Raw genomic sequence first — 18,431 nt, forward strand, 5'->3', positions numbered from 1 at the left:
GCGTTGTCGAGCGGGCGTTGTCGGGCGCGATCCGTAGGGTGGGCGCATGAGCGTGAAGATCGGGGCCCACGTCGACCTGTCCGACGCCGTCGCGCAGGCGAAGGAGATCGGGGCCGAGGTGGCGCAGGTGTTCCTCTCCGACCCGCAGGCGTGGAAGGTGCCGCCGCTCGACCATCCCGGCGGCGCCGAGGCCTTCCGCGAGGAGACGGCGGCCGCGGGGATCGACGTCTTCGTGCACGCGCCCTACGTGATCAACGTGGCGTCCACCAACAACCGCATCCGCATCCCCAGCCGCAAGCTGCTCCAGCAGATCATGACCGGTGCCGGCGAGATCGGGGCGAAGGGCGTCGTCGTGCACGGCGGGCACGTCACCGCGAAGGACGACCCGGACGTCGGCTTCGACAACTGGCGCAAGGCGATCGACGCGCTCGAGACCGACGTGCCCGTGCTCATCGAGAACACCGCCGGCGGCGACTTCTCCATGGCCCGCCGCCTCGACCGGCTGGAGATGCTCTGGGCCGCGGTGATGCGGGCGAACGGCGCCGAGAACGTCGGCTTCACCCTCGACACCTGCCACGCGTGGGCGGGCGGCATCGACCTCGCCACGGCGGTCGACGACATCCGCGCGATCACCGGCCGCATCGACCTGGTGCACGCCAACGACTCCCGCGACACGGCGGGCTCCGGCGCCGACCGCCACGCGCACTTCGGTGACGGGAACATCCCGCCCGAGCTGCTCGTCGGCGTGGTCGCCGCGGCCGGCGCGCCCGTCGTGTGCGAGACGCACGGCGACATGGGCCCCGACATCGCGTGGCTGCGGGAGCGCCTGGCCGCCTGAGGCCTGTGGACGACGGGCGATCACGGACGCCGGGGTCCGCCAGCATCGGTGACGTGAGCACCTACGGGAACAGCATCATGTCCTGGAGTACCGAGCCTGCGGACGAACGGGGGATCGCGCAACGGCGCGCCGTGGACCCCTACTGGAGCCCGCCCACGGACCCGGACGTCGACCCCGACATCGACGACGCCGAAGGCGGGCCGGGCGCCCCGAGACCCCGCAAGGCCCGCGCGCCGCGGGTGTCACCGGACGGGCTCGCCGCCGTCGCGGCCGGGGCGGTCCGGTACGAGACCGCGCGGCGAGGGATGCTGCAGCAGGATCTCGCGATGGCGCTCGGGCGCTCACGCTCGGCGATCTCCGCCCGGTACACGGGGCAGGTGGCGTGGTCGCTCGACGAGATCGGGCGGATCGCCGTCCTCTACGGGTGCCGGGTCTCCGACCTGCTCACGGGGGCTCCTCTGTCCCGCTCGCCCTGGTGACAGCACCACCACGCCACCTCCCACCTCACCCGGACCCCGGCCTCGACCTCGACCTCGACCACGACCACGACCACGCCACGCCAGGGTCACGGCGTGACGACGCGCCGACGTGCGACACGCTGACGCAGGTCGGGCGGGAGCCGCTCAGCCGGCGGCGAGCCCGGCGTCGTGCACGACGATCGCGGCCTGCACGCGGTTGGCGGCGTCCAGCTTGGTGAGGATGCGCGACACGTGCGTCTTCACGGTCGGGACGCTCATGTAGAGCTCGGCGGCGACCTCGGCGTTGGACAGCCCGCGCGCGACGGCGAGGGCGACGTCGCGCTCGCGGCCGGTCAGCGTCTCCAGCCGCGCGGCGGCGGCCCGGCGACCGTCGGGGGCGGAGCGGTCGGTGACCTGGGCGATGAGCTGCTCCGCGACGCGCGGCGAGAGCGTCGGTTCCCCCGCCGCGGCCGCCCGGACGGCGGCGACCAGGCGATCGGGAGGGGTGTCCTTGAGCAGGAACCCCGCCGCGCCCGCGCGCAGGGCCTCGACGATCATGTCGTCCGCGTCGAACGTGGTGAGCACGATGACCCGGGCGTCGGGGACCGACCGGAGCCGGCGCGTCGCCTCGATGCCGTCCAGGCGCGGCATGCGGATGTCCATGAGGACGACGTCGGGCCGCTCGCGCGCCACGACGTCCAGCGCCTCGAGCCCGTCCGACGCCGTCGCGACGACCTCCAGGTCCGCGTCGCCGCCCAGGATGAGCGTGAGCCCGGAGCGCACCAGCGCGTCGTCGTCGACCAGCACCACGCGCGTCTTCTCGCTCATGCCGTCCACCTCATGCCGTCCACCTCATGCCGCCCACGGTAGCCAGGCCTCCAGCACGAACGCCGCGGCGCGCCCGTCGCGCGACGCCGGGTCCGCCGTCGTGCCGTACGTCAGGCGACCGCCGACGAGCTCCACGCGTTCCGTGAGCCCCACCAGGCCGAGGCCCGACGGCGGCGGCGCGGGCGCCTCGGGCATCGGCCCGACGCTGCGCACCGGGTTGCGCACGACGATCGCCAGCCCCTCGCCCGGCGCGCCCGTCACCGACACGGACACCGGCGCCCAGGGGGCGTGCTTGCGCGCGTTCGTCAGCCCCTCCTGCACGATCCGGTACGCGTGCCGGCTGACCGCCTCCCCGAGCCCGCCCGTGCGCTCCGCCAGGTCGTCGACCGGCCCGTCGACCCGGACGTCGGCCCCGTTCGCGCGGGCCTCGGCGAAGAGGTCGGCGAGGTCGGCCAGCGACGGCTGCGGCGGCTCCGGCGGCGCGTCCCCGGCGAGCGGGTCGCGCAGCACGCCCAGCACCTCCCGCAGCTCGGCCAGGGCGGCGTGCGCGTTGTCCCGGACCACGCCCGCGGTCTCCGCGACCTTCTCCGGCGGCAGGTCGGTGCGGTAGGCCAGGGCGCCCGCGTGCATCGCGACGAGCGAGATGCGGTGGGCCAGCACGTCGTGCATCTCGCGCGCGATGCGGGTCCGCTCCGCCGTCCTCGCCTGCGCCACCCGGCTCACCTGCTCCCGCTCGGCCGTCTCGGCCCGCTCCTGCAACGACGCGAGGTGCTCCCGGCGCAGGCCGATGTACGCGCCGATCCAGACGAACAGGGCGTACATGACCGCGCCGCCGACGATCTCGATCCACCGGTCGTACGACTCCGGCGTGACGTAGGGGTGCAGCGAGCTGTGCACGCGACCCGCGGCCACGAACACCACGCCGACCACGGCGACCTTCCACCAGCGCCGGGTCGTGGCCAGGGAGATCACCGCGATGGTCTCGGCGCCGACCACCAGGGACGAGACCGTCGCGGCGGCGCTCAGCACCAGGGCGATCGTCAGGGGTGCCCTGCGGCGCAGGGGCAGCAGCGCCAGACCCACCAGGCCGACGACGAAGTCCAGCGCCCACTGCCCGTCGGTCATCTCCCGCTGCCCGGTGTCCACCTCCCACGCGACGAGGACCATCACCGTCAGGCCGGCCAGGAGGGCCACCAGCACGCGCCACGTCTCGCCCCAGACGCGGCGGGCTCGGGACGGACGGGCAGGGGCGGTCGGCACGACGTCGAGCCTAGGCAGCCGCGGGGCCGCGGGCATCCGCCGGTGGTCGCCGCCGCATCCTCCGGAAGGAGGACACGAACCATCCCCTCGCCGGACGCGGCGCCCGCCCGCGCCCGGGCAGGGTGGAGCCATGATCACCGTGGAGCACCTGACCAAGAGATATGGGCCGGCCGTGGCCGTGGACGACGTGTCGTTCACCGTCGAGCCCGGTCACGTGACGGGCTTCCTCGGCCCCAACGGCGCCGGAAAGTCCACGACGATGCGCATGATCTGCGGCCTCACGCCCGCCACGTCGGGCTCCGCCCGCGTGCTCGGCAAGCCGTTCACGGCGCTCGCCAACCCCGGCCGGCGCGTGGGCGTGCTGCTCGACGCCGCCGCCCAGCACTCCGGCCGCACCGGGCGCGAGGTCCTCACCCTCGCCGCGCTCATGACCGGCGTCGACCGCCGCCGCATCGACACCACGCTCGACCTCGTGGGCCTCACCGGGCGGGAGGCCGCCCGCCGCGTGGGCCAGTACTCCCTCGGCATGCGGCAGCGGCTCGGGCTCGCGTCCGCGCTGCTCGGCGACCCCGAGGTGCTGATCCTCGACGAGCCGGCCAACGGGCTCGACCCCGCCGGCATCCGCTGGATGCGCGACCTGCTGGACGACTTCGCCTCCCGGGGCGGCACCGTGCTGCTCTCGTCGCACCTGCTGCGCGAGATGGAGGCGGTCGCCGACCGGATCGTCGTCATCGGCCGCGGCCGCGTGGTCGCCGAGGGCCACAAGGACGACCTGCTGCGCCAGGCGGGCACGTTCGTCCGCTCCACCGACGACGGCGCGCTCGCCCTCGCCCTGCGCCAGGGCGGTGCGGGTGTCGAGGAGCTCGCCACCGGCGGGCTGTCCGTCGAGGCCGAGCCCATCGACGTCGGCCGCGCGGCCGCCGCCGCGGGCGTCGTGCTCGCCGAGCTGCGCGCCGCCGACTCCCGCGGCCTCGAGGACCTCTTCCTCGAGCTGACCGCCGACGACGCCCGCGAGCAGACCCGTATGGAGGTGTCGGCATGACCACCGCGACCCCGACCCGCGCCACCCGCGCGAACCGCACGAACCGTCCGGGCGCCGATCTCCGCCCCGTGTCCTTCGCGACCCTCACGCTCGTCGAGTGGCGCAAGCAGCTCGACACCCGCGCGGGCCGCTGGATGCTCGCCGTCATCGCGATCGTCACCGCCGGCGTGCTCGCCGTGATGATGGCCGTGAACGGCGGCAACCACTCGTTCGCCGCCTTCATCGTCGGCACGACCACGCCGATGGCGATGCTCCTGCCCATCGTCGGCGTGCTCGCCGCGACGTCGGAGTGGTCCCAGCGGACCGCCCTGGTGACGTTCACGCTCGAACCCCGCCGCACGCGCGTCGGGCTGGCCAAGGTGGTCGGCGCGATCGGCTCCGGCGTCGCGCTCCTCGTCCTCGCCGTCGGGCTCGCCGCGCTCGCCCACGTCCTGGTGGTCGCGTTCCGCGACGCCACGCCCGCCTGGGACGCCAACGGAGCACTGGTCGGCGGCCTGGCGATCACGACGGTGCTCTACATGGCGCAGGGCGTCGGCTTCGGCCTGGTGCTGCGCAGCACCCCGGGCGCGATCGTGACCCTGTTCCTCGCGCCCACCCTCTTCAGCCTCCTCGGCGGCCTCGTCCCCGGGATGGTGGACGTGCTGCCGTGGATCGACCTGACCACCGCGGCGATGCCGCTGACCAGCACCTCCTGGCCGGACGGCGCGGGGTGGGCACACCTCGCCACCGCGACGCTCATCTGGGTGGTCGCGCCCCTGGCCGGCGGCCTGTGGCGGACGGCGCGCAGCGAGATCTCGTCGTCCTGACCGGATCAGCCGGCCGGATCAGCCGGCCGGATCAGCCGGCCGGGTCAGCCGTCGAGGTGCCCGCGCATCTCGACGGCGATCTGGTCGGCGTCGAGCTGGTCCAGGGCCCTGCTCAGCAGGTCCGAGTCGAACGTGCCCAGGGCTCGGGCCTCGAGCAGGGCCTTGCGCTGCGCGGCGATGGTCGCGAGGCGCAGCTCGAAGAACTGGGTGGACAGCTCCTCGGGCGTCGCCTCCTCCTCGTCCTGGTCGGCCTGCTCGCGCACGACGACGGTCCGCACGCGCTCCACGACGTACGGCGCGTACGGGGTCCCGTCCTTGCGGCGCAGCTCGGGGTCGTCGAGCATGTCGCGGGCGGTGCCGTCGACGATCTCGCGCAGCCCCTGCGTGCCCTCGTCGAACCGCGACGACGTGACGCCCGACAGCCCCAGCCGGCGCACCACCCAGGGCAGCGTGCCGCCCTGCACCAGCAGGGTGCCGGCGGCGACGCCGAACGCGATGAGGACCAGCAGGGACCGCTGCGGGAAGTCCGCCGGGAGCGTCTGCGCGGCCGCCAGCGTGACGACGCCCCGCATCCCCGCCCACACGATGACCACGCCCTCCTTGGGCCCGAGGGGCGCGGCGAGCAGGTAGTCGACGTCGGCGATGCGGCGCGTGAACCGGCGGCGGAACTCCGCGATCCGGTCCGACCGGCGCTGCCGGATCCGCTCCTTCTGGTCGTCGGACAGCCCGCCCGCGGCCGCGGCCCGCCGCTTCTCGGCCTCGAGCTGCACCCGCCGCTGCACCCGCCGGACCTGGCGGCGCGGGTTGCCGGCCTCCCACACGCGCTGGTCGCCCTGCGTCCACACGGCCGACAGCGCCTTCGCGGCGTCGGGCGTGATGATCCCGTTCGGGTCGGTGAACTCGTCGAGCCTCGCGGAGACCTTCCGCTCCATCCGGTCGAGCGTCTCGCGGACCTGCTCGGCCCGGCGGCGCCGCGCGGCGAGGTAGCGCAGCAGCGGGAGCACGAACAGCGCCCGCAGCGCGATGACGCCCACGGCGGCGAGGGCAGCGACGCCGACCGCCGTCCAGAGCGACCCGTGCGCCTCCCGCACGTCCTGGACCAGCCCGAACACCTCGAGCCCCATGGCGAGGAACAGGCCGCCCTCGAGCAGGGTCTCGATCGTCCGCCAGTTCATGCGTTCCGCCACCCGGTCCTGGGGACTGAGGTGGCGCGCGGAGAGCGTGCTGGTGACGAGGCCGGCCGCCACGGCCGCCACGATGCCCGACGCGTCCAGCTCCTCTGCGGGCAGGTAGGCCGCGAACGGCACCACGAACGACACCGCCGTGGCGAGCGCCGCGTTCCCCAGTCGCTCGCGCACCCACAGGCCCAGGCGGCCGACGATCACGCCGATGAGCACGGCGAGCAGCACGGCCTTGAGGAAGCTGCCGACCACGCCCCAGAGGCTGACGCTGGCCGCCGTCGCGGCGATGGCGGAGCGCAGCAGCACCAGCGACGTGGCGTCGTTGAGCAGCCCCTCGCCCTCGAGCATGACGACGACGCGCTGCGGCGCCCCGAGCTTCTTGATGATCGACGTCGCGACGGCGTCCGTGGGGCTGACGATGGCGCCGAGCGCGATGCCGGCGGCGAGGTCGATCCCGGGGATCACCCACGAGAAGACGAACCCGAGCAGCACCGCGGAGATGACCACGAGCAGCACGGCCATCCCGCCGATCGCCGTGAAGTCGCGCCGGAAGTCCATGGACGGGAACGAGGCCGCCGAGGCGTAGAGCAGCGCGGGCAGCACCCCGACCAGGATCACCTCGGGGTTGATCGGGATGGCCGGCACGACGGGCAGGAAGCTCACGGCGACGCCGATCAGCACCAGGACCAGCGGTGCGGCGACCCCGGCCCGGGGTGCCAGCGCGGTGACGGCGATGACCACGACCGCCGCGAGCACGCCGAAGAGGAGGACGTCCATGCCGAACAACGTATGCGCCCGCCCGAACGTTCTCCCGCGGCCGTCACCGAACCGGAATCAGAGTGACCCAGGTCACACTCTTCCGGTCTTGCGTAACGATATATCGCGTCCTATCTTAGATACGTCGCCAGTTGAGGTAGAGACGCCGCAGGCGCTCCCCGGCCGACACCCACCTCAGAATCCCGAACCAGTGAGGACACCGCTCATGCGTACCCCCCGAGACAGTTCTTTCGACCCCCGCACCTACGAGCCCCGGTCCTTCGACCGGCACCCCTTCGACCGTCAGCCCGGCCCGCGCGGCGACCGCCGCCGGCGGGGCGACTTCCCCGGCCCCGGGGGCTTCGGCCCCGGGTTCCCTCCCGGCCCGGGCTTCGGCCCCGGCTTCGGCCCGCGCGGCCACCGGGGCGGCGGCCGCCGGGCCGGACGCGGTGAGATCCGCGCCGCCCTGCTGCTGCTGCTCGCCGAGCAGCCCATGCACGGCTACCAGGTGATCACCGAGCTCGCCGAGCGCACCGACGGCCGCTGGCGCCCCAGCCCGGGCGCCGTCTACCCGGCCATCTCCCAGCTCCAGGACGAGGGCCTCGTCGCGGTGGCGGACGACGGCGGGCGCCGTCTCGCGTCGCTCACCGACACCGGCCGCGCCTACGTCGAGGAGCACCGCGAGGAGCTCGGCACCCCGTGGCAGAAGGTCGCGGAGGACCCGCGGCGCCAGGGCCACGAGCTGCACCACGCGATGCGCGCCCTGGGCGGCGCCGTCGAGCAGGTCGCCCGCGCGGGCACCCGGGCGCAGGCCGAGGCCGCGGCCGCGGTGCTCGACAAGGCGCGGCGCGAGGTCTACCTCGTGCTCGCGGACGACACCGCCCCCGACGTCGACGCCGACGACGACCCGTCAGCCGAGGCCGACGATCTCGGTCGGTGACCAGCGGACGAGCCGGCCGGCGACCGCGAGCTGGACCCCCCAGCCGTCGCCGCCGAGCTCGACCTGCCACAGCTGACGACCCGAGGTGGCGTCGAGCGCTACCCAGTGCACGACGTCGCCTCGGGCGTAGTCCGGCACCACGAACGCGGCCAGCCGTCCGTCGGTGAACGCCGCGTCGACGAACCGCGGCCCGTACGCCCCCATCGCGTCGAGCCCGTCCACGAGGTCGGGCCGCACCCACAGCACGTCCCCCGTGCCGAGGTCCACGCCGTACACGCGCCGGCCCTCGTCGACCACCACCGCCACCTGCGCGGTCCGCACCAGCACCGTGGTGCTGCGGACGTCGGTCCGCCAGAGCTCCGTCCCGTCGTCGGAGGTCGCCACGGTCGCCTCGCCGCGCCGCGCGAGGTGCACGCCGTCGCCGCCGCCGTCCGTGCTCAGCGGCACGAGGTACCGCCCGCGCACCTCGCGCACCTCGCTGCCGTCGTCGCGCAGGATGCGGTCGGTCGCGGTGGGGCTGTCGGCGCGCAGGGCGTCGGCGTCCGTCCGCACCACGTAGCCGCCGCCGGTCAGCGACTCCACGGAGAACCCCTCGAACGTCCCGGGGTCCGCGGACCGGTCCAGGCGGGCGCCGTCGGGAGTGAACCACGCGTCGATGCCGCATCCGCCGAGCCACAGCAGGCGGTCGGTGACCACCGTCTGGACGCCGCCGCGCAGGTCCACCCCGGACGTCGTGCCGTCGTCCGACCACCGCACGCACAGCGACGGGTCCACCGTCCCGTCGAACGGGACCGTCTGCTGCCAGCGTCGCTCCCCCGTGACCGCGTCCTCGACCCGGACCCGCAGGTCGTAGCCGTCCGCGATGTCCCCCGCGTCGGCGGTGCCGGCCACGACGTCGTCGGCGACCCGCGGGTCCACGGGCGACGCGTCGCCCACCCACTCGACGGAGACCAGCGAGCCGTCGCCGCCCGGGTACAGCTCGGCCGGGGACCCCTCCACCTCCCGCGTGCCCTCCACGGTGCCGTCGGCGGCGATCACGGTCACCGTGCTGCGCCGCACCATGTCGCCCTCCGAGGCACCGCCGTCGGAGAGCGTCGCCGTCACGCACACGATCCGGTCCGCGGTGTCCGTCTCGGCGCCGCCCGACCACACCTGCATCCCCGGCCCGCACGAGCTCGCGCCGGACGGGAGCCCCACCCGCCAGCGCCGCTCGCCCGTCTCGACGTCCAGGCCGAAGAGCGCGTCGCGGTGCTGCGCCACCACCAGCCCGCCGGCCACCGCCATGAGCCCGCCCGGCACGCTGCCCTCCGCCTCGACCCGCCACACCTCGCGCGGCTCGGCGCTCAGGTCCAGCACGCCGCCGGGCGCGGCGCGCAGCGCGGCGAGACGGCCCCGGTCGCCCACCGTGTCGACGACCATCACCGCGAGCACCGCCGCGACGACCACCACCGCGACCACCAGCCGGCGGCCACGCAGGGCGTCGCGCGCGCGGCCCAGCGCACGGCGCCACGTGAGCGGCTCCGCGCCGGCGTCGGACGGCGGTGGGGGCTCGTCGAGACCGTCGTCGACGTCGTCGGGGTCGAGGTCGATGAGGAGCGGGCTCCTGGGCCCGGCGCTCCGGGTGGCTCGGACGACCGGCGCGGCTGCGCCGTCCTCGGCGTCGTCCGGCGCCACGCCGTCCACGTCGAGGTCGAACGTGTAGGCGTCCGGGCGGGCGCCGCGTCGTCGGGCCACCTCTCGAACCTAAGCCTGGCCCCCGCGCCCGGCGACCCGTGCGCGACCCCGCTGCGCAGGCCCTGCTCAGGCCCGCGCCCGGACCACCGTTCAGACCGTCCGGCGACGTTCGACGGAGCGTGCGACGGCCAGCTCCAGCAGCGCGGTGCGGGCGCGCCGACGGCGGTCGTCGGGGTCGACCGTGAGGCGGTCGCCGGGGTTGGCGCGACGGCCCGCTCCGGGGGCGGTCGCGGAGTGCGGCGAGGGCAGGACCGCCCGCGACGGGGCCGGGACGGGCGTGGGGACGGGCATCGTGACAGCCATGGGGGCCTCCTTCGCGCGGCCCGGGCGGCCGCTCCTCTCATGCTGCGCGCCGCCCGTTTCCGCGGTGTTGCCCCGGCGTCACGACCGCGTCAGGACTGCGCTCGGAGGAAGCGCTCGGAGGAAGTGCTCGGCGGAGACGCTCAGAGGAAGACCGCGGTGCGCGGCCCGAGCGGGCGCACCAGCACGCGCCAGCTCACGGCCTGCGCCGCGAGGACAGCGGCGAACGCCCCGAGGACGGGCCAGGTCAGCCCGTGCAGCACCGCCGCGGGCGCGGCGAGCGCGAGCGCCGCGGGCCCGACGACGGCTGCCGTCGCCGCGACCGGCGCGACGGCGAGCAGCGGGCCGGAGGCGCGCACGACGCCGGTCCGGTGCACGCCGCGGTCCAGGTCGAACCGGGCCGCGAGCGCCACGCCTGCCACCGCGACGAGCAGCACGGCCGCCACCAGGGCCGACGCCGTCCCGAGGGCGGCGACCGCGAGCGCGCCGAGCGCCGCCAGCGTGGCGAGCGCGGCCGCCGGCACGAGGGCGCGGCGCACGCGGCGGCGCGCCTCCCGCGCCACCGCCTCGGGCGCCCGGCCCGCGACGACGAGCGCGCCGTGCACCCGCGTCGTCGCGACGGCGAGCCCCGCCGTGAGCACCGGCAGCCCGAGCGCGAGCGCCTGCGCCGCGCCGGAGCCGCCGTCGGCCTGCGCCCCGACCACCGAGAACCGCACCCAGGCGACCCCCGCCAGCGCGCCGAACGCCGCCGGGAGCGCGAGGCTCGCGGCCTGGCCGACGACGTCCCACCCCCGCCGCCAGCCCGGCGACGGCAGGCGGCTGCGCAGCCAGAGCGCGGCGTCGCGCACCACCCAGGCCACCAGCAGCGCCACCACGACGGGGTATCCGGCGGCCCAGAGCGCGGCCTCGACGTGCCCGAACGCGGCGAGCAGCACGCCCGCCGCGGCGACGAGCCACACCTCTCCCAGCAGGAGGAACGGCGCGACCGTGGCCAGCACCGTGCGGCGGCGGGCGTCGTCGCGGCCGCCGAGCGCGCGCACCAATGGCACGCCGCCCTGGACGGCGCCGTCGAGCGCGGCCCAGCCGGCGAGCAGGGCGGCGAGCAGGAGGCCCCAGCCGAGGGCGTTCATCGCGTGCCTCCGAAGGTGAGGAGCTCGGTGCGGTCCTCGGTACGGTCCTCGGCCCGGGCGCCGGGCCCGCCGCCGGGATCGCCGTCGGGCTCGTCGTCGGCGTCGCGCAGGACGTCGGCCGGCGGGGCGCCGAGGGCGAGGCGCGTCGTGCCGCGGCGGGCGAGGCGCGCCATGACGGACCAGTCCACGACGGCGAGGGTGACCATCACGCCGACGAGGACCACGAGGGACGTGATCACCGCCGCCGCGGACGCGTCGGACACGGCGTCCTCGGTGCGCAGCACGCCCGCGATCGCCCAGGGCTGGCGGCCGATCTCGCGGGCCGCCCAGCCCAGCAGCGCCGTGAGGAACGGCACCGGCAGCAGCACGGTGAGCGTCCCGTAGAGGCCGCTGCGCAGCGGCCGCCACAGGCGGAACAGCACGTTGCCGGGCAGCAGGAGCAGCAGCACGCACCCGACGACGAACGCCAGGCCGGCGACGCCCTGCATCACCGCGTACGCGATGCCCACGACCGGCGGGTCGCCGCCCGGCACGTCCTGCAGGTACTCGAACTGCGCATACCCGAAGGAGGTCGCGACGAACGCGCCGACCGTGCCGGTGACCAGCCCGATCCGCATCGAGCGACGCCACACGTCGTTCTCCGGCGACATCACGGCGCCCGGGAGGCCGGCCGCGACCACGCCGGGCAGCCGCGACGGCGCCCGGCGCAGGTGCCACGCACTGACCCCGACCAGCAGGAACGCCCCCGCCATGAGGCACGCCCCCACCACGTGCAGCGCCGACAGCAGCGCCGCCGGGTTGGTGACCAGGGCCGCCGCGTCGGTGACGCGGGCCACGCCGTCCACCAGCTCGAAGCCGACCGGGTTCCGCAGGAAGCCGTTCGCCACCATCACGGTGAACGCCGAGAGGTAGCCGGTGACCACCACCGCCCAGAACGCCGCGGTGTGCGCCCGGCGCGGCAGCACGTGCCACCCGAACACCCACAGCCCGAGGAACGTGGACTCCAGGAAGAACGCCGCCATCGTCTCGATCACCAGCGGGGCGCCGAACACGCCGCCGGCCACGTCGAGCAGGCCCGGAAAGTGCAGGCCGAGCTGCAGCTCCATGACGATGCCGGCGGCGATGCCCAGCGCGTAGTTGACCAGGTAGAGCTGCCCCCAGAACCGCGTGGCGGTCTCGAGCGTCGCCGCCCGCCCGGCGTCGCGGGCCGCCGCCCACCGGGTCTGCAGGATCGCCACGACGGGCCCGAGCCCCAGCGTCACCAGGACGAAGAGGAAGTGCGTCCCGGCGAGCAGCGCGAACTGCAGGCGGGCGGCGTCGACGGCGGTCATGCGGCTGACGCTAGGGCGCCCGAACCCCGCGGTCCCAGGGTTTTCGGGACCTTCGGGGGACAACCCTGAGCGATTTCGGGGGACTCCCCTACCCCGCGGGCGGCGTCAGGCGGCAGGGCGCTTGACGACGACCACGACCTCGATGGCCTGGCCGGCCCCGTAGCTCGGCGACAGGGTCCCCACGGCCTCCCAGCCGTCCCGGCCGAGGTCGTTGAGGTCACGCTCCATCTGGGCGTAGTCGAAGCCGCGCATCGCGAGCTTGTAGGTGAGCACCTTGTGCTCCCACGCGGTGGTCGGTGCGGTCATGGTCGGTCTCCCTCGCTGATCGGTGCTGTCGGTGCTGTCGGTGCTGTCGGTGCTGTCGGTGCTCCGGTGGGACGGTGCGCCCGTCCGGTCAGGCGCGCGCCGCCAGGGCGCTCCGCCACCCGATGCGGCCGCCGGTCTGCAGCAGCGCCCCGCGGTAGGCCCGCTCGCTCACGAGCAGGGCGACGACGGCGAACGCGGCGAGGATCAGCAGCGACACGACCGGCTCCCACCAGGCGGCGTCGCCGGACAGCACGCGCACGGGCATCGAGACGACGTTCGCCACCGGGACGTACGACAGGACCGTCTCGAAGGTGCCGCTGGCGGAGAACGTCAGGAAGTACACGCCCATGATCGCCATCGTCATCGGGGTGGTGGTGTGCTGCAGGTCCTCGGTGCGCGACGCGAGCGCACCCGCCACCGCGTACAGGGCCGCGAGGCCGAGGAAGCCGACGGCGAAGAAGAGCACGAACCAGACGAGCGACGTCGACAGCGACGGCAGGATCGACGCCGTCGGCGTGAACGACAGCGCGGCGAGGCCGACGGCCGCGAACACGACGTTCTGCGCCAGGGCCACGACCGAGCTGCCGAGGATCTTGCCGGCCAGCAGGTGCCGCAGCGGCACGGCGGTGGCCATGATCTCCACCAGGCGCGACTGCTTCTCCTCCACCACGCTGCCCGCGATCATCTGCCCGGAGCCGAGCGCCCCGATGAAGAACAGCAGGGCGAGGGCGAACGACGCGAAGAACAGCGTCTGCGAGTCCACGGCGTCGCCGTCGACCCGGTCGGTGGTCAGGGTGCCGCCCGCGGTGAGCTCGGCGGCGGTGGTGCCGGCCGCCTGCGCGTTGGCGTCGAGCGCCTGGGCGGCCACTCCGGCCGTGAGCAGGCGGGTCAGCGTGCTGTCGGGGGCCGCCTGGCCGGTGAGCACCCAGCCGTCGTCCGTCGACCCGGCGTCGCTCCCGTCGGCGGGGTGCAGCCAGGCGTCCGCGTCGCCGTCCGCGAGCGCCGCGCGGGCGGCCTCGTCGTCGGGCACCTCGAGGGTCGTGAGCTCGGCGCCCCCGCCCTGCTCCTCGGGGATCGCGGCCGCGGACTCGACGGACGCCGTCGCGGCGGCGTCCCCGGCCACGACGGCCACAGTGAAGCTCTCCGTCTTGCTGCCCTGCCAGGCCATGAACCCCGCCAGCGCGGCGATGATCGCGACCGAGACGAGCAGCCCCACGAGGAACGTCTTGTTGAGCGCGCGCACCACGATCTCGCGCTTCATCACGACGAGCCACGCACCGCGCGTGCTCTCCTCGCCGGTCCGGTCGAGGGTGCCCTGCGTGTCCGGGCGGGTGGGGGTGGTGGTGGTCATGCGTTGCTCCTTTCGCGCGAACGCTGCGGTGCCTCACTCCGGCACGCCTCGTTCCTCGGCGTACCTCCGCGGGGGCTCCGCGCGTTCACGCGGTCACCTCGCGGTAGATCTGGGCCAGCGTGGGCCGGACAGGGGTGAGCTCGCGGACGCCACCGCGCTCGAGGCCGGTGGCGAGCAGGCGCTGCAGCGCCGCGTCGTCGGCCACCTCGAGGAGCGCGACGGACCCGTCGACGTCGACCGCGTGCACGCCGGGGACGCCGCGCACCCAGCCGGCGTCGCCGCCCGAGACGAGCCGGTGGCGCAGCGCACCGGTCCGCTGCAGGTCCGCCGGCGCGCCGTCCGCCATGACGCGACCGGACTTGAGGATGACGAGCCGCTCGCACAGCCGCTCCACGAGGTCGAGCTGGTGCGAGCTGAACAGCACGGGCACGCCCCGGGCGGTGTGCTCGGCGAGCAGGTCGACCATGCCGTCGACGGCGGCCGGGTCGAGGCCGCTGAACGGCTCGTCGAGCACCAGCAGCCGCGGCGTGCCCATCAGCGCGGCGACGATCTGCACCCGCTGCTGGTTGCCGAGCGACAGCTTCTCGACGTGCTCCTTGGACCGGCCGGCCAGGCCGAGCCGGTCGAGCATGTCGAGCACCTCCGCGCGGGCCCGCGGGGCCGCGATGCCCCGCAGGCGGGCCAGGTAGACGAGCTGGTCGAGCACCGGCTGCTTCGGGTAGAGGCCGCGCTCCTCCGGCATGTACCCGAACGCGCGGCGGTCCGCGCGCGTGACCGGGTCGCCGCCGAACCGCACCTCGCCGGCCGTGGGCGCCAGGACGCCCATGATCATCCGCATGGTCGTCGTCTTGCCGGCGCCGTTGCCGCCGACGAACCCGGTGAGCAGCCCAGCCGGGGCCGCGAACGAGACGTCGTCGACGGCCGTGAGGTCGCCGAACGTCCGGGTCAGGCCCCGGACCTCGAGGAAGTCGTTGTCCATGACGACGACGCTACGGAACGGGCGGGCCCGTGTGATCCGCCCGGCGGCGGAGATCCGCGCCTCCCCCGCGGGGCGGACCGGCGCGTCCGCGCACCCCCGACTTTCGTCGCGCGGCGGTCGACGGCGGTCGGTACCGGTCGGCGCGGGGCCCTGGCACCGTGCAGCGGGACGCACGATCCACCGGCGAGCACCCGGCGCCCCGACGAAGGAGAGCACGATGACGTTCACGAACCCGCAGGGCACCCGCGGCGCCCGTCAGCCCCGCGGCCGCTTCCTCGCCGGCAGGAACCGGCGGGCGGCGCGGCGCGCGGGCCGGGCCACCGGCGACCTGCTCGCCCTGACGACGATCGGCCGGAGGACCGGCCAGGAGCGGTCCACCCCCGTCGGCGGCTTCCCGGGCGGAGACGGCAGCTGGATCGTCGTCGCGTCCGCCGCCGGCGCCCGCGCGAACCCCGCCTGGTACCTCAACCTCGCGGCCCACCCCGACCGCGCGACCGTCACGACCGGCGGCCGGACCGTGCCCGTCGTCGCCGAGGAGCTGCACGGGGCCGAGCGTGCCGCCGCCTGGCGGACCGTCACGACCACGTCCCCCGGTTTCGCCGGGTACCAGGCCCGGACGGACCGCGAGCTGCCCGTCATCCGGCTGACCCCGCGCGGGTGACCCTCGACGTCGTACCTGGTGACGGTTCCGCACCGCGGACCGTCACCAGGTACGACGTCGACAGCACCAAGGAGGTGCTGGCAGGCCACGGTCGAGGCCTCCACCCTTCGTGCTCGAGCAGCTGCCCGACGTCCGTGACCACGACGCCCCGCGCCGAGGGGATGCCGGTGTCGAGGACGCCGAGCATCGCGCGCCGCCATCGCCCCTGCCGGACGAGCGCAGCGACCTGCTGGTCCGTCAGACCGTGCTCGCGGCACCGTGCGACGGACACCAGGCCCTCCTGGAGCGCGGCGAGCCGGCCGAGCGACGAGGGGACCACGATCCGGCTGGGCATCGCACCAGCCAAGCCGAGCCGGGCGGCAGGCCGGCGGCGTCATCCACAGTTCCTCGACGTAGCACCCGGTGACGGTTCGGCAGCGGGAACCGTCACCAGGTACTACGTCAGGGCGCGGTGGTAGTAGACGACGGCCTGCACGCGGTCGCGCAGGTGCAGCTTGGCCAGCACGTTGGAGACGTGGGTCTTGACGGTGGCCTCGCCGAGGAACAGCTCGCCCGCGATCTCGGCGTTCGACAGCCCCTGGCCGACGAGCACCAGGACCTCCCGCTCCCGCGGGGTGAGGAGGTCCAGGGCGGCGTCCGGCCGCGACGACCCGACGGCCGGCGGGCGCACCCGTCCGCCGCCCGTCCCCGCGACCATCCGGGCGATGACGCGCTTCGTGACCTCCGGCGCGAGCAGCGCGTGCCCGGCGGCGACGGTGCGGACGGCGTCCACCAGCCGGTCGGCGTCGGAGTTCTTCAGCAGGAAGCCGGACGCGCCGGCGCGCAGGGCGTCGTCCACGTAGGCGTCGTCGTCGAACGTCGTGAGCACGAGCACCTTGGCGAGGTCGTCGGCGACGATGCGGCGGGTCGCCTCGATGCCGTCCATCACCGGCATCTGGACGTCCATGAGCACGACGTCGGGGCGCAGCGCGCGCACCTGCTCCAGCGCCTGCGCGCCGTCGGCGGCCTCGCCCACCACCTCGAGGTCGGCCTCGACGCCCAGGATCATCGCGAAGCCGGACCGCACCAGCTTCTGGTCGTCGACGAGCAGCACCCGCACGGGCGCGTCGGCGCCGGTCACGGGCGGTCTGGGGACGTCGAGCGAGGCAAGGGCAGGCGCACCCGCACACGGTAGCCGCCGGTGGCCCGCGGGCCGACGTCGGCGATCCCGCCGTGCGTCGCGACGCGCTCGCGCACGCCGACCAGGCCGAGCCCGGTCCCCGTGGAGCCGGGGCGCGGGCGGCCGTCGTCGAGCACCTCCACCTCGGCGAAGCCGTGCGGGAACCGGTCCGCGGACGGGTCGTCGCGCCGCGCCGGACGGCGGTCCACGCGCACGACGACGCGCGCGGACCGCGCCGTGGAGTGCTTGCGCACGTTGCTCAGCGCCTCCTGCGCGGTGCGGTACAGGCTGAGGCCGACGGGCGCGGGCACGGCGTCGACGGCGCCCGGCTCGGCGACGACCCGCACCTCGACGTCGAGCCCGGCGTCGTCCGCGAGGGACGGGACGTCGGCCAGCCCGGGCTCCGGCGCGCGCCCGCCGCCCGAGCCCGCGTCGCCCGGGCCGTCGCCGTCCTCGACCCCGCGCAGCGTGCCGAGCAGCCCGCGCATCTGGGCCACGGCCTCGCGCGACTCGCCCTCGATGGTGGCCAGCGGCGCGGCGGCCGAGGCCGGGTCGCCAGCGAGCATCCGCCGGGCGGCGGCGGCCTGGATGCCGATGACGGACACGTGGTGGGCGACGACGTCGTGCAGCTCGCGGGCGATGCGCAGCCGCTCGGTGACGACCGCCTGCCGCTGCAGCTCCGCCGTCTGGCGCTCGATGGTCGCGGCCTGGTCCTGGAGCTGCTCGCGCCGGCGCGCGCCGTGCCACATGAGCTGGCCGCCCACGACCGCCCCGTAGAAGTAGGCGAGGTTGATGAGCAGGTTGTACGCGGTGAACGCCACCCCCGGGTCGACCAGGCCGGGCCGCTCGTCGGCGAGCCCCATCTGCTCGACGATGCCGTCGATGCCGGCCCCGACGGCGAACTGCCAGGCCAGCCACCCGAACATCGCCAGCAGGGCGGCGCCCACGACGAGGGCCATCGCCTGCCGGTCGCGCGCCCACGCGACCGCGCTGAACAGCGCGACGAAGTAGACGACCTGCAGCGGCACGAGGATCGTCACCATCGGGACGGTCAGCCCGACCACGAGGAAGTGCAGGTACACCACGGAGAGCACGACCAGGGGGAACCGCCGGCGCCACATGAGGGGCGCGGCGCCCAGGGCGGCGAGCAGGTAGAGCAGCCAGGTCGGGGCCTGCTCGTCCTCGAAGTACCCGAAGCTGCGGGCGAGCTCGGCGCCCACGAGGGAGACGACGACGAACGCCGCGCCCAGCCACAGGTCGTTGCGGTAGGCGCGGGCGGGGTCGGCGGGCACGCGCTCCCACCCCGAGTCGATCCCCCACCAGTCGGCGAGGCGCGCGGTCCACGAGGCGCGGTGCTGGGGCATCCGGTCA

Annotated in this window: 19 protein-coding genes; 6 read left to right on the forward strand and 13 right to left on the reverse strand. The window is 75.3% G+C overall.

What is annotated here, in order from left to right; all coding sequences use genetic code 11:
- Nucleotides 1-46 precede the first annotated feature (46 nt).
- Entirely contained in the window at nucleotides 47-838 is a 792-nt protein-coding gene (locus tag ACFQ8Y_RS00605) for a deoxyribonuclease IV (protein ID WP_430549101.1), read from the forward strand.
- Between the two features lie 53 nt (nucleotides 839-891).
- Nucleotides 892-1,317: a helix-turn-helix domain-containing protein gene (locus ACFQ8Y_RS00610; protein WP_430584262.1), complete on the forward strand. Its 426-nt coding sequence runs from the start codon at nucleotides 892-894 to the stop codon at nucleotides 1,315-1,317.
- A 144-nt stretch (nucleotides 1,318-1,461) separates the two neighbouring features.
- Here the strand turns inward: ACFQ8Y_RS00610 and ACFQ8Y_RS00615 are convergent, their stop codons facing one another.
- Complete coding sequence (locus tag ACFQ8Y_RS00615; RefSeq protein WP_430563503.1) at nucleotides 1,462-2,124, reverse strand: response regulator; 663 nt, start codon at nucleotides 2,122-2,124, stop codon at nucleotides 1,462-1,464.
- Between the two features lie 24 nt (nucleotides 2,125-2,148).
- Nucleotides 2,149-3,384: a sensor histidine kinase gene (locus ACFQ8Y_RS00620; protein WP_430584263.1), complete on the reverse strand. Its 1,236-nt coding sequence runs from the start codon at nucleotides 3,382-3,384 to the stop codon at nucleotides 2,149-2,151.
- Between the two features lie 130 nt (nucleotides 3,385-3,514).
- On the opposite strand from ACFQ8Y_RS00620, the gene ACFQ8Y_RS00625 reads away from it, so the two are divergent.
- Both ACFQ8Y_RS00625 and ACFQ8Y_RS00630 read left to right on the forward strand, forming a co-directional pair.
- Nucleotides 3,515-4,426, forward strand: coding sequence for an ABC transporter ATP-binding protein (locus tag ACFQ8Y_RS00625; protein ID WP_430549105.1), 912 nt, complete (start codon nucleotides 3,515-3,517; stop codon nucleotides 4,424-4,426).
- Nucleotides 4,423-5,232 carry an ABC transporter permease gene (locus tag ACFQ8Y_RS00630; protein ID WP_430584264.1) on the forward strand — a complete coding sequence of 270 codons (810 nt, stop codon included), beginning with the start codon at nucleotides 4,423-4,425 and terminating at the stop codon, nucleotides 5,230-5,232. The genes ACFQ8Y_RS00625 and ACFQ8Y_RS00630 overlap by 4 nt, the downstream gene beginning before the upstream one ends.
- A 44-nt stretch (nucleotides 5,233-5,276) precedes the next feature.
- Here the strand turns inward: ACFQ8Y_RS00630 and ACFQ8Y_RS00635 are convergent, their stop codons facing one another.
- Nucleotides 5,277-7,190: a cation:proton antiporter gene (locus ACFQ8Y_RS00635; RefSeq protein ID WP_430584265.1), complete on the reverse strand. Its 1,914-nt coding sequence runs from the start codon at nucleotides 7,188-7,190 to the stop codon at nucleotides 5,277-5,279.
- A gap of 205 nt (nucleotides 7,191-7,395) precedes the next feature.
- Between ACFQ8Y_RS00635 and ACFQ8Y_RS00640 the strand changes: the two genes are divergently transcribed.
- Nucleotides 7,396-8,109 (forward strand): PadR family transcriptional regulator, encoded by a 714-nt coding sequence (locus ACFQ8Y_RS00640; protein WP_430584266.1) that lies wholly within the window; start codon nucleotides 7,396-7,398, stop codon nucleotides 8,107-8,109.
- On the opposite strand, the gene ACFQ8Y_RS00645 is transcribed toward ACFQ8Y_RS00640, so the two are convergent.
- The 7 genes from ACFQ8Y_RS00645 to ACFQ8Y_RS00675 all read right to left on the reverse strand — a co-directional run bounded on the left by ACFQ8Y_RS00645 (nucleotide 8,080) and on the right by ACFQ8Y_RS00675 (nucleotide 15,240).
- The gene (locus ACFQ8Y_RS00645) at nucleotides 8,080-9,843 is read right to left on the reverse strand and encodes a PQQ-binding-like beta-propeller repeat protein (protein WP_430584267.1); all 1,764 of its coding nucleotides are present in this window, start codon (nucleotides 9,841-9,843) and stop codon (nucleotides 8,080-8,082) included. The genes ACFQ8Y_RS00640 and ACFQ8Y_RS00645 overlap by 30 nt on opposite strands.
- Nucleotides 9,844-9,933: 90 nt before the next feature.
- Nucleotides 9,934-10,146: a hypothetical protein gene (locus ACFQ8Y_RS00650; RefSeq protein ID WP_430549110.1), complete on the reverse strand. Its 213-nt coding sequence runs from the start codon at nucleotides 10,144-10,146 to the stop codon at nucleotides 9,934-9,936.
- Between the two features lie 140 nt (nucleotides 10,147-10,286).
- Nucleotides 10,287-11,273, reverse strand: a complete 987-nt coding sequence (locus ACFQ8Y_RS00655) for a cytochrome d ubiquinol oxidase subunit II (RefSeq protein ID WP_430549111.1) — start codon at nucleotides 11,271-11,273, stop codon at nucleotides 10,287-10,289.
- A complete protein-coding gene (locus ACFQ8Y_RS00660; RefSeq protein WP_430584268.1) occupies nucleotides 11,270-12,604 on the reverse strand; it encodes a cytochrome ubiquinol oxidase subunit I in 1,335 nt (444 codons plus the stop codon). Before ACFQ8Y_RS00660 ends, ACFQ8Y_RS00655 begins: the two co-directional genes overlap by 4 nt.
- A gap of 105 nt (nucleotides 12,605-12,709) precedes the next feature.
- Entirely contained in the window at nucleotides 12,710-12,910 is a 201-nt protein-coding gene (locus tag ACFQ8Y_RS00665) for a DUF4177 domain-containing protein (protein WP_430549113.1), read from the reverse strand.
- A gap of 88 nt (nucleotides 12,911-12,998) precedes the next feature.
- The gene (locus tag ACFQ8Y_RS00670) at nucleotides 12,999-14,261 is read right to left on the reverse strand and encodes an ABC transporter permease (protein ID WP_430549114.1); all 1,263 of its coding nucleotides are present in this window, start codon (nucleotides 14,259-14,261) and stop codon (nucleotides 12,999-13,001) included.
- Between the two features lie 85 nt (nucleotides 14,262-14,346).
- Nucleotides 14,347-15,240: an ABC transporter ATP-binding protein gene (locus ACFQ8Y_RS00675; RefSeq protein WP_430563495.1), complete on the reverse strand. Its 894-nt coding sequence runs from the start codon at nucleotides 15,238-15,240 to the stop codon at nucleotides 14,347-14,349.
- Nucleotides 15,241-15,457: 217 nt separating this feature from the next.
- On the opposite strand from ACFQ8Y_RS00675, the gene ACFQ8Y_RS00680 reads away from it, so the two are divergent.
- On the forward strand, nucleotides 15,458-15,901 hold the full coding sequence (locus ACFQ8Y_RS00680; RefSeq protein ID WP_430549116.1) for a nitroreductase/quinone reductase family protein: 444 nt from the start codon (nucleotides 15,458-15,460) through the stop codon (nucleotides 15,899-15,901).
- On the opposite strand, the gene ACFQ8Y_RS00685 is transcribed toward ACFQ8Y_RS00680, so the two are convergent.
- From ACFQ8Y_RS00685 to ACFQ8Y_RS00695, 3 genes are all read right to left on the reverse strand, one after another.
- Nucleotides 15,876-16,235: a hypothetical protein gene (locus ACFQ8Y_RS00685; RefSeq protein ID WP_430584269.1), complete on the reverse strand. Its 360-nt coding sequence runs from the start codon at nucleotides 16,233-16,235 to the stop codon at nucleotides 15,876-15,878. The genes ACFQ8Y_RS00680 and ACFQ8Y_RS00685 overlap by 26 nt on opposite strands.
- A 102-nt stretch (nucleotides 16,236-16,337) precedes the next feature.
- Nucleotides 16,338-16,949: a response regulator gene (locus ACFQ8Y_RS00690; RefSeq protein WP_430584537.1), complete on the reverse strand. Its 612-nt coding sequence runs from the start codon at nucleotides 16,947-16,949 to the stop codon at nucleotides 16,338-16,340.
- A gap of 68 nt (nucleotides 16,950-17,017) precedes the next feature.
- Complete coding sequence (locus ACFQ8Y_RS00695; protein ID WP_430584270.1) at nucleotides 17,018-18,424, reverse strand: sensor histidine kinase; 1,407 nt, start codon at nucleotides 18,422-18,424, stop codon at nucleotides 17,018-17,020.
- Nucleotides 18,425-18,431: the final 7 nt, after the last annotated feature.

It is taken from the genome of Isoptericola sp. NPDC056605, assembly GCF_042792795.1.
Classification (GTDB): Bacteria; Actinomycetota; Actinomycetes; order Actinomycetales; family Cellulomonadaceae; genus Isoptericola.

Excerpts from the sequence above, each read along its gene's own strand:
- ACFQ8Y_RS00605 (WP_430549101.1), top strand. The coding sequence starts at position 47 with ATGAGCGTGAAGATCGGGGCCCACGTCGACCTGTCCGACGCCGTCGCG.
- ACFQ8Y_RS00615 (WP_430563503.1), bottom strand. The coding sequence starts at position 2,124 with ATGAGCGAGAAGACGCGCGTGGTGCTGGTCGACGACGACGCGCTGGTG.
- ACFQ8Y_RS00625 (WP_430549105.1), top strand. The coding sequence starts at position 3,515 with ATGATCACCGTGGAGCACCTGACCAAGAGATATGGGCCGGCCGTGGCC.
- ACFQ8Y_RS00630 (WP_430584264.1), top strand. The coding sequence starts at position 4,423 with ATGACCACCGCGACCCCGACCCGCGCCACCCGCGCGAACCGCACGAAC.
- ACFQ8Y_RS00635 (WP_430584265.1), bottom strand. The coding sequence starts at position 7,190 with ATGGACGTCCTCCTCTTCGGCGTGCTCGCGGCGGTCGTGGTCATCGCC.
- ACFQ8Y_RS00640 (WP_430584266.1), top strand. The coding sequence starts at position 7,396 with ATGCGTACCCCCCGAGACAGTTCTTTCGACCCCCGCACCTACGAGCCC.
- ACFQ8Y_RS00650 (WP_430549110.1), bottom strand. The coding sequence starts at position 10,146 with ATGGCTGTCACGATGCCCGTCCCCACGCCCGTCCCGGCCCCGTCGCGG.
- ACFQ8Y_RS00655 (WP_430549111.1), bottom strand. The coding sequence starts at position 11,273 with ATGAACGCCCTCGGCTGGGGCCTCCTGCTCGCCGCCCTGCTCGCCGGC.
- ACFQ8Y_RS00660 (WP_430584268.1), bottom strand. The coding sequence starts at position 12,604 with ATGACCGCCGTCGACGCCGCCCGCCTGCAGTTCGCGCTGCTCGCCGGG.
- ACFQ8Y_RS00665 (WP_430549113.1), bottom strand. The coding sequence starts at position 12,910 with ATGACCGCACCGACCACCGCGTGGGAGCACAAGGTGCTCACCTACAAG.
- ACFQ8Y_RS00670 (WP_430549114.1), bottom strand. The coding sequence starts at position 14,261 with ATGACCACCACCACCCCCACCCGCCCGGACACGCAGGGCACCCTCGAC.
- ACFQ8Y_RS00675 (WP_430563495.1), bottom strand. The coding sequence starts at position 15,240 with ATGGACAACGACTTCCTCGAGGTCCGGGGCCTGACCCGGACGTTCGGC.
- ACFQ8Y_RS00680 (WP_430549116.1), top strand. The coding sequence starts at position 15,458 with ATGACGTTCACGAACCCGCAGGGCACCCGCGGCGCCCGTCAGCCCCGC.
- ACFQ8Y_RS00685 (WP_430584269.1), bottom strand. The coding sequence starts at position 16,235 with ATGCCCAGCCGGATCGTGGTCCCCTCGTCGCTCGGCCGGCTCGCCGCG.
- ACFQ8Y_RS00690 (WP_430584537.1), bottom strand. The coding sequence starts at position 16,949 with ATGATCCTGGGCGTCGAGGCCGACCTCGAGGTGGTGGGCGAGGCCGCC.
- ACFQ8Y_RS00695 (WP_430584270.1), bottom strand. The coding sequence starts at position 18,424 with ATGCCCCAGCACCGCGCCTCGTGGACCGCGCGCCTCGCCGACTGGTGG.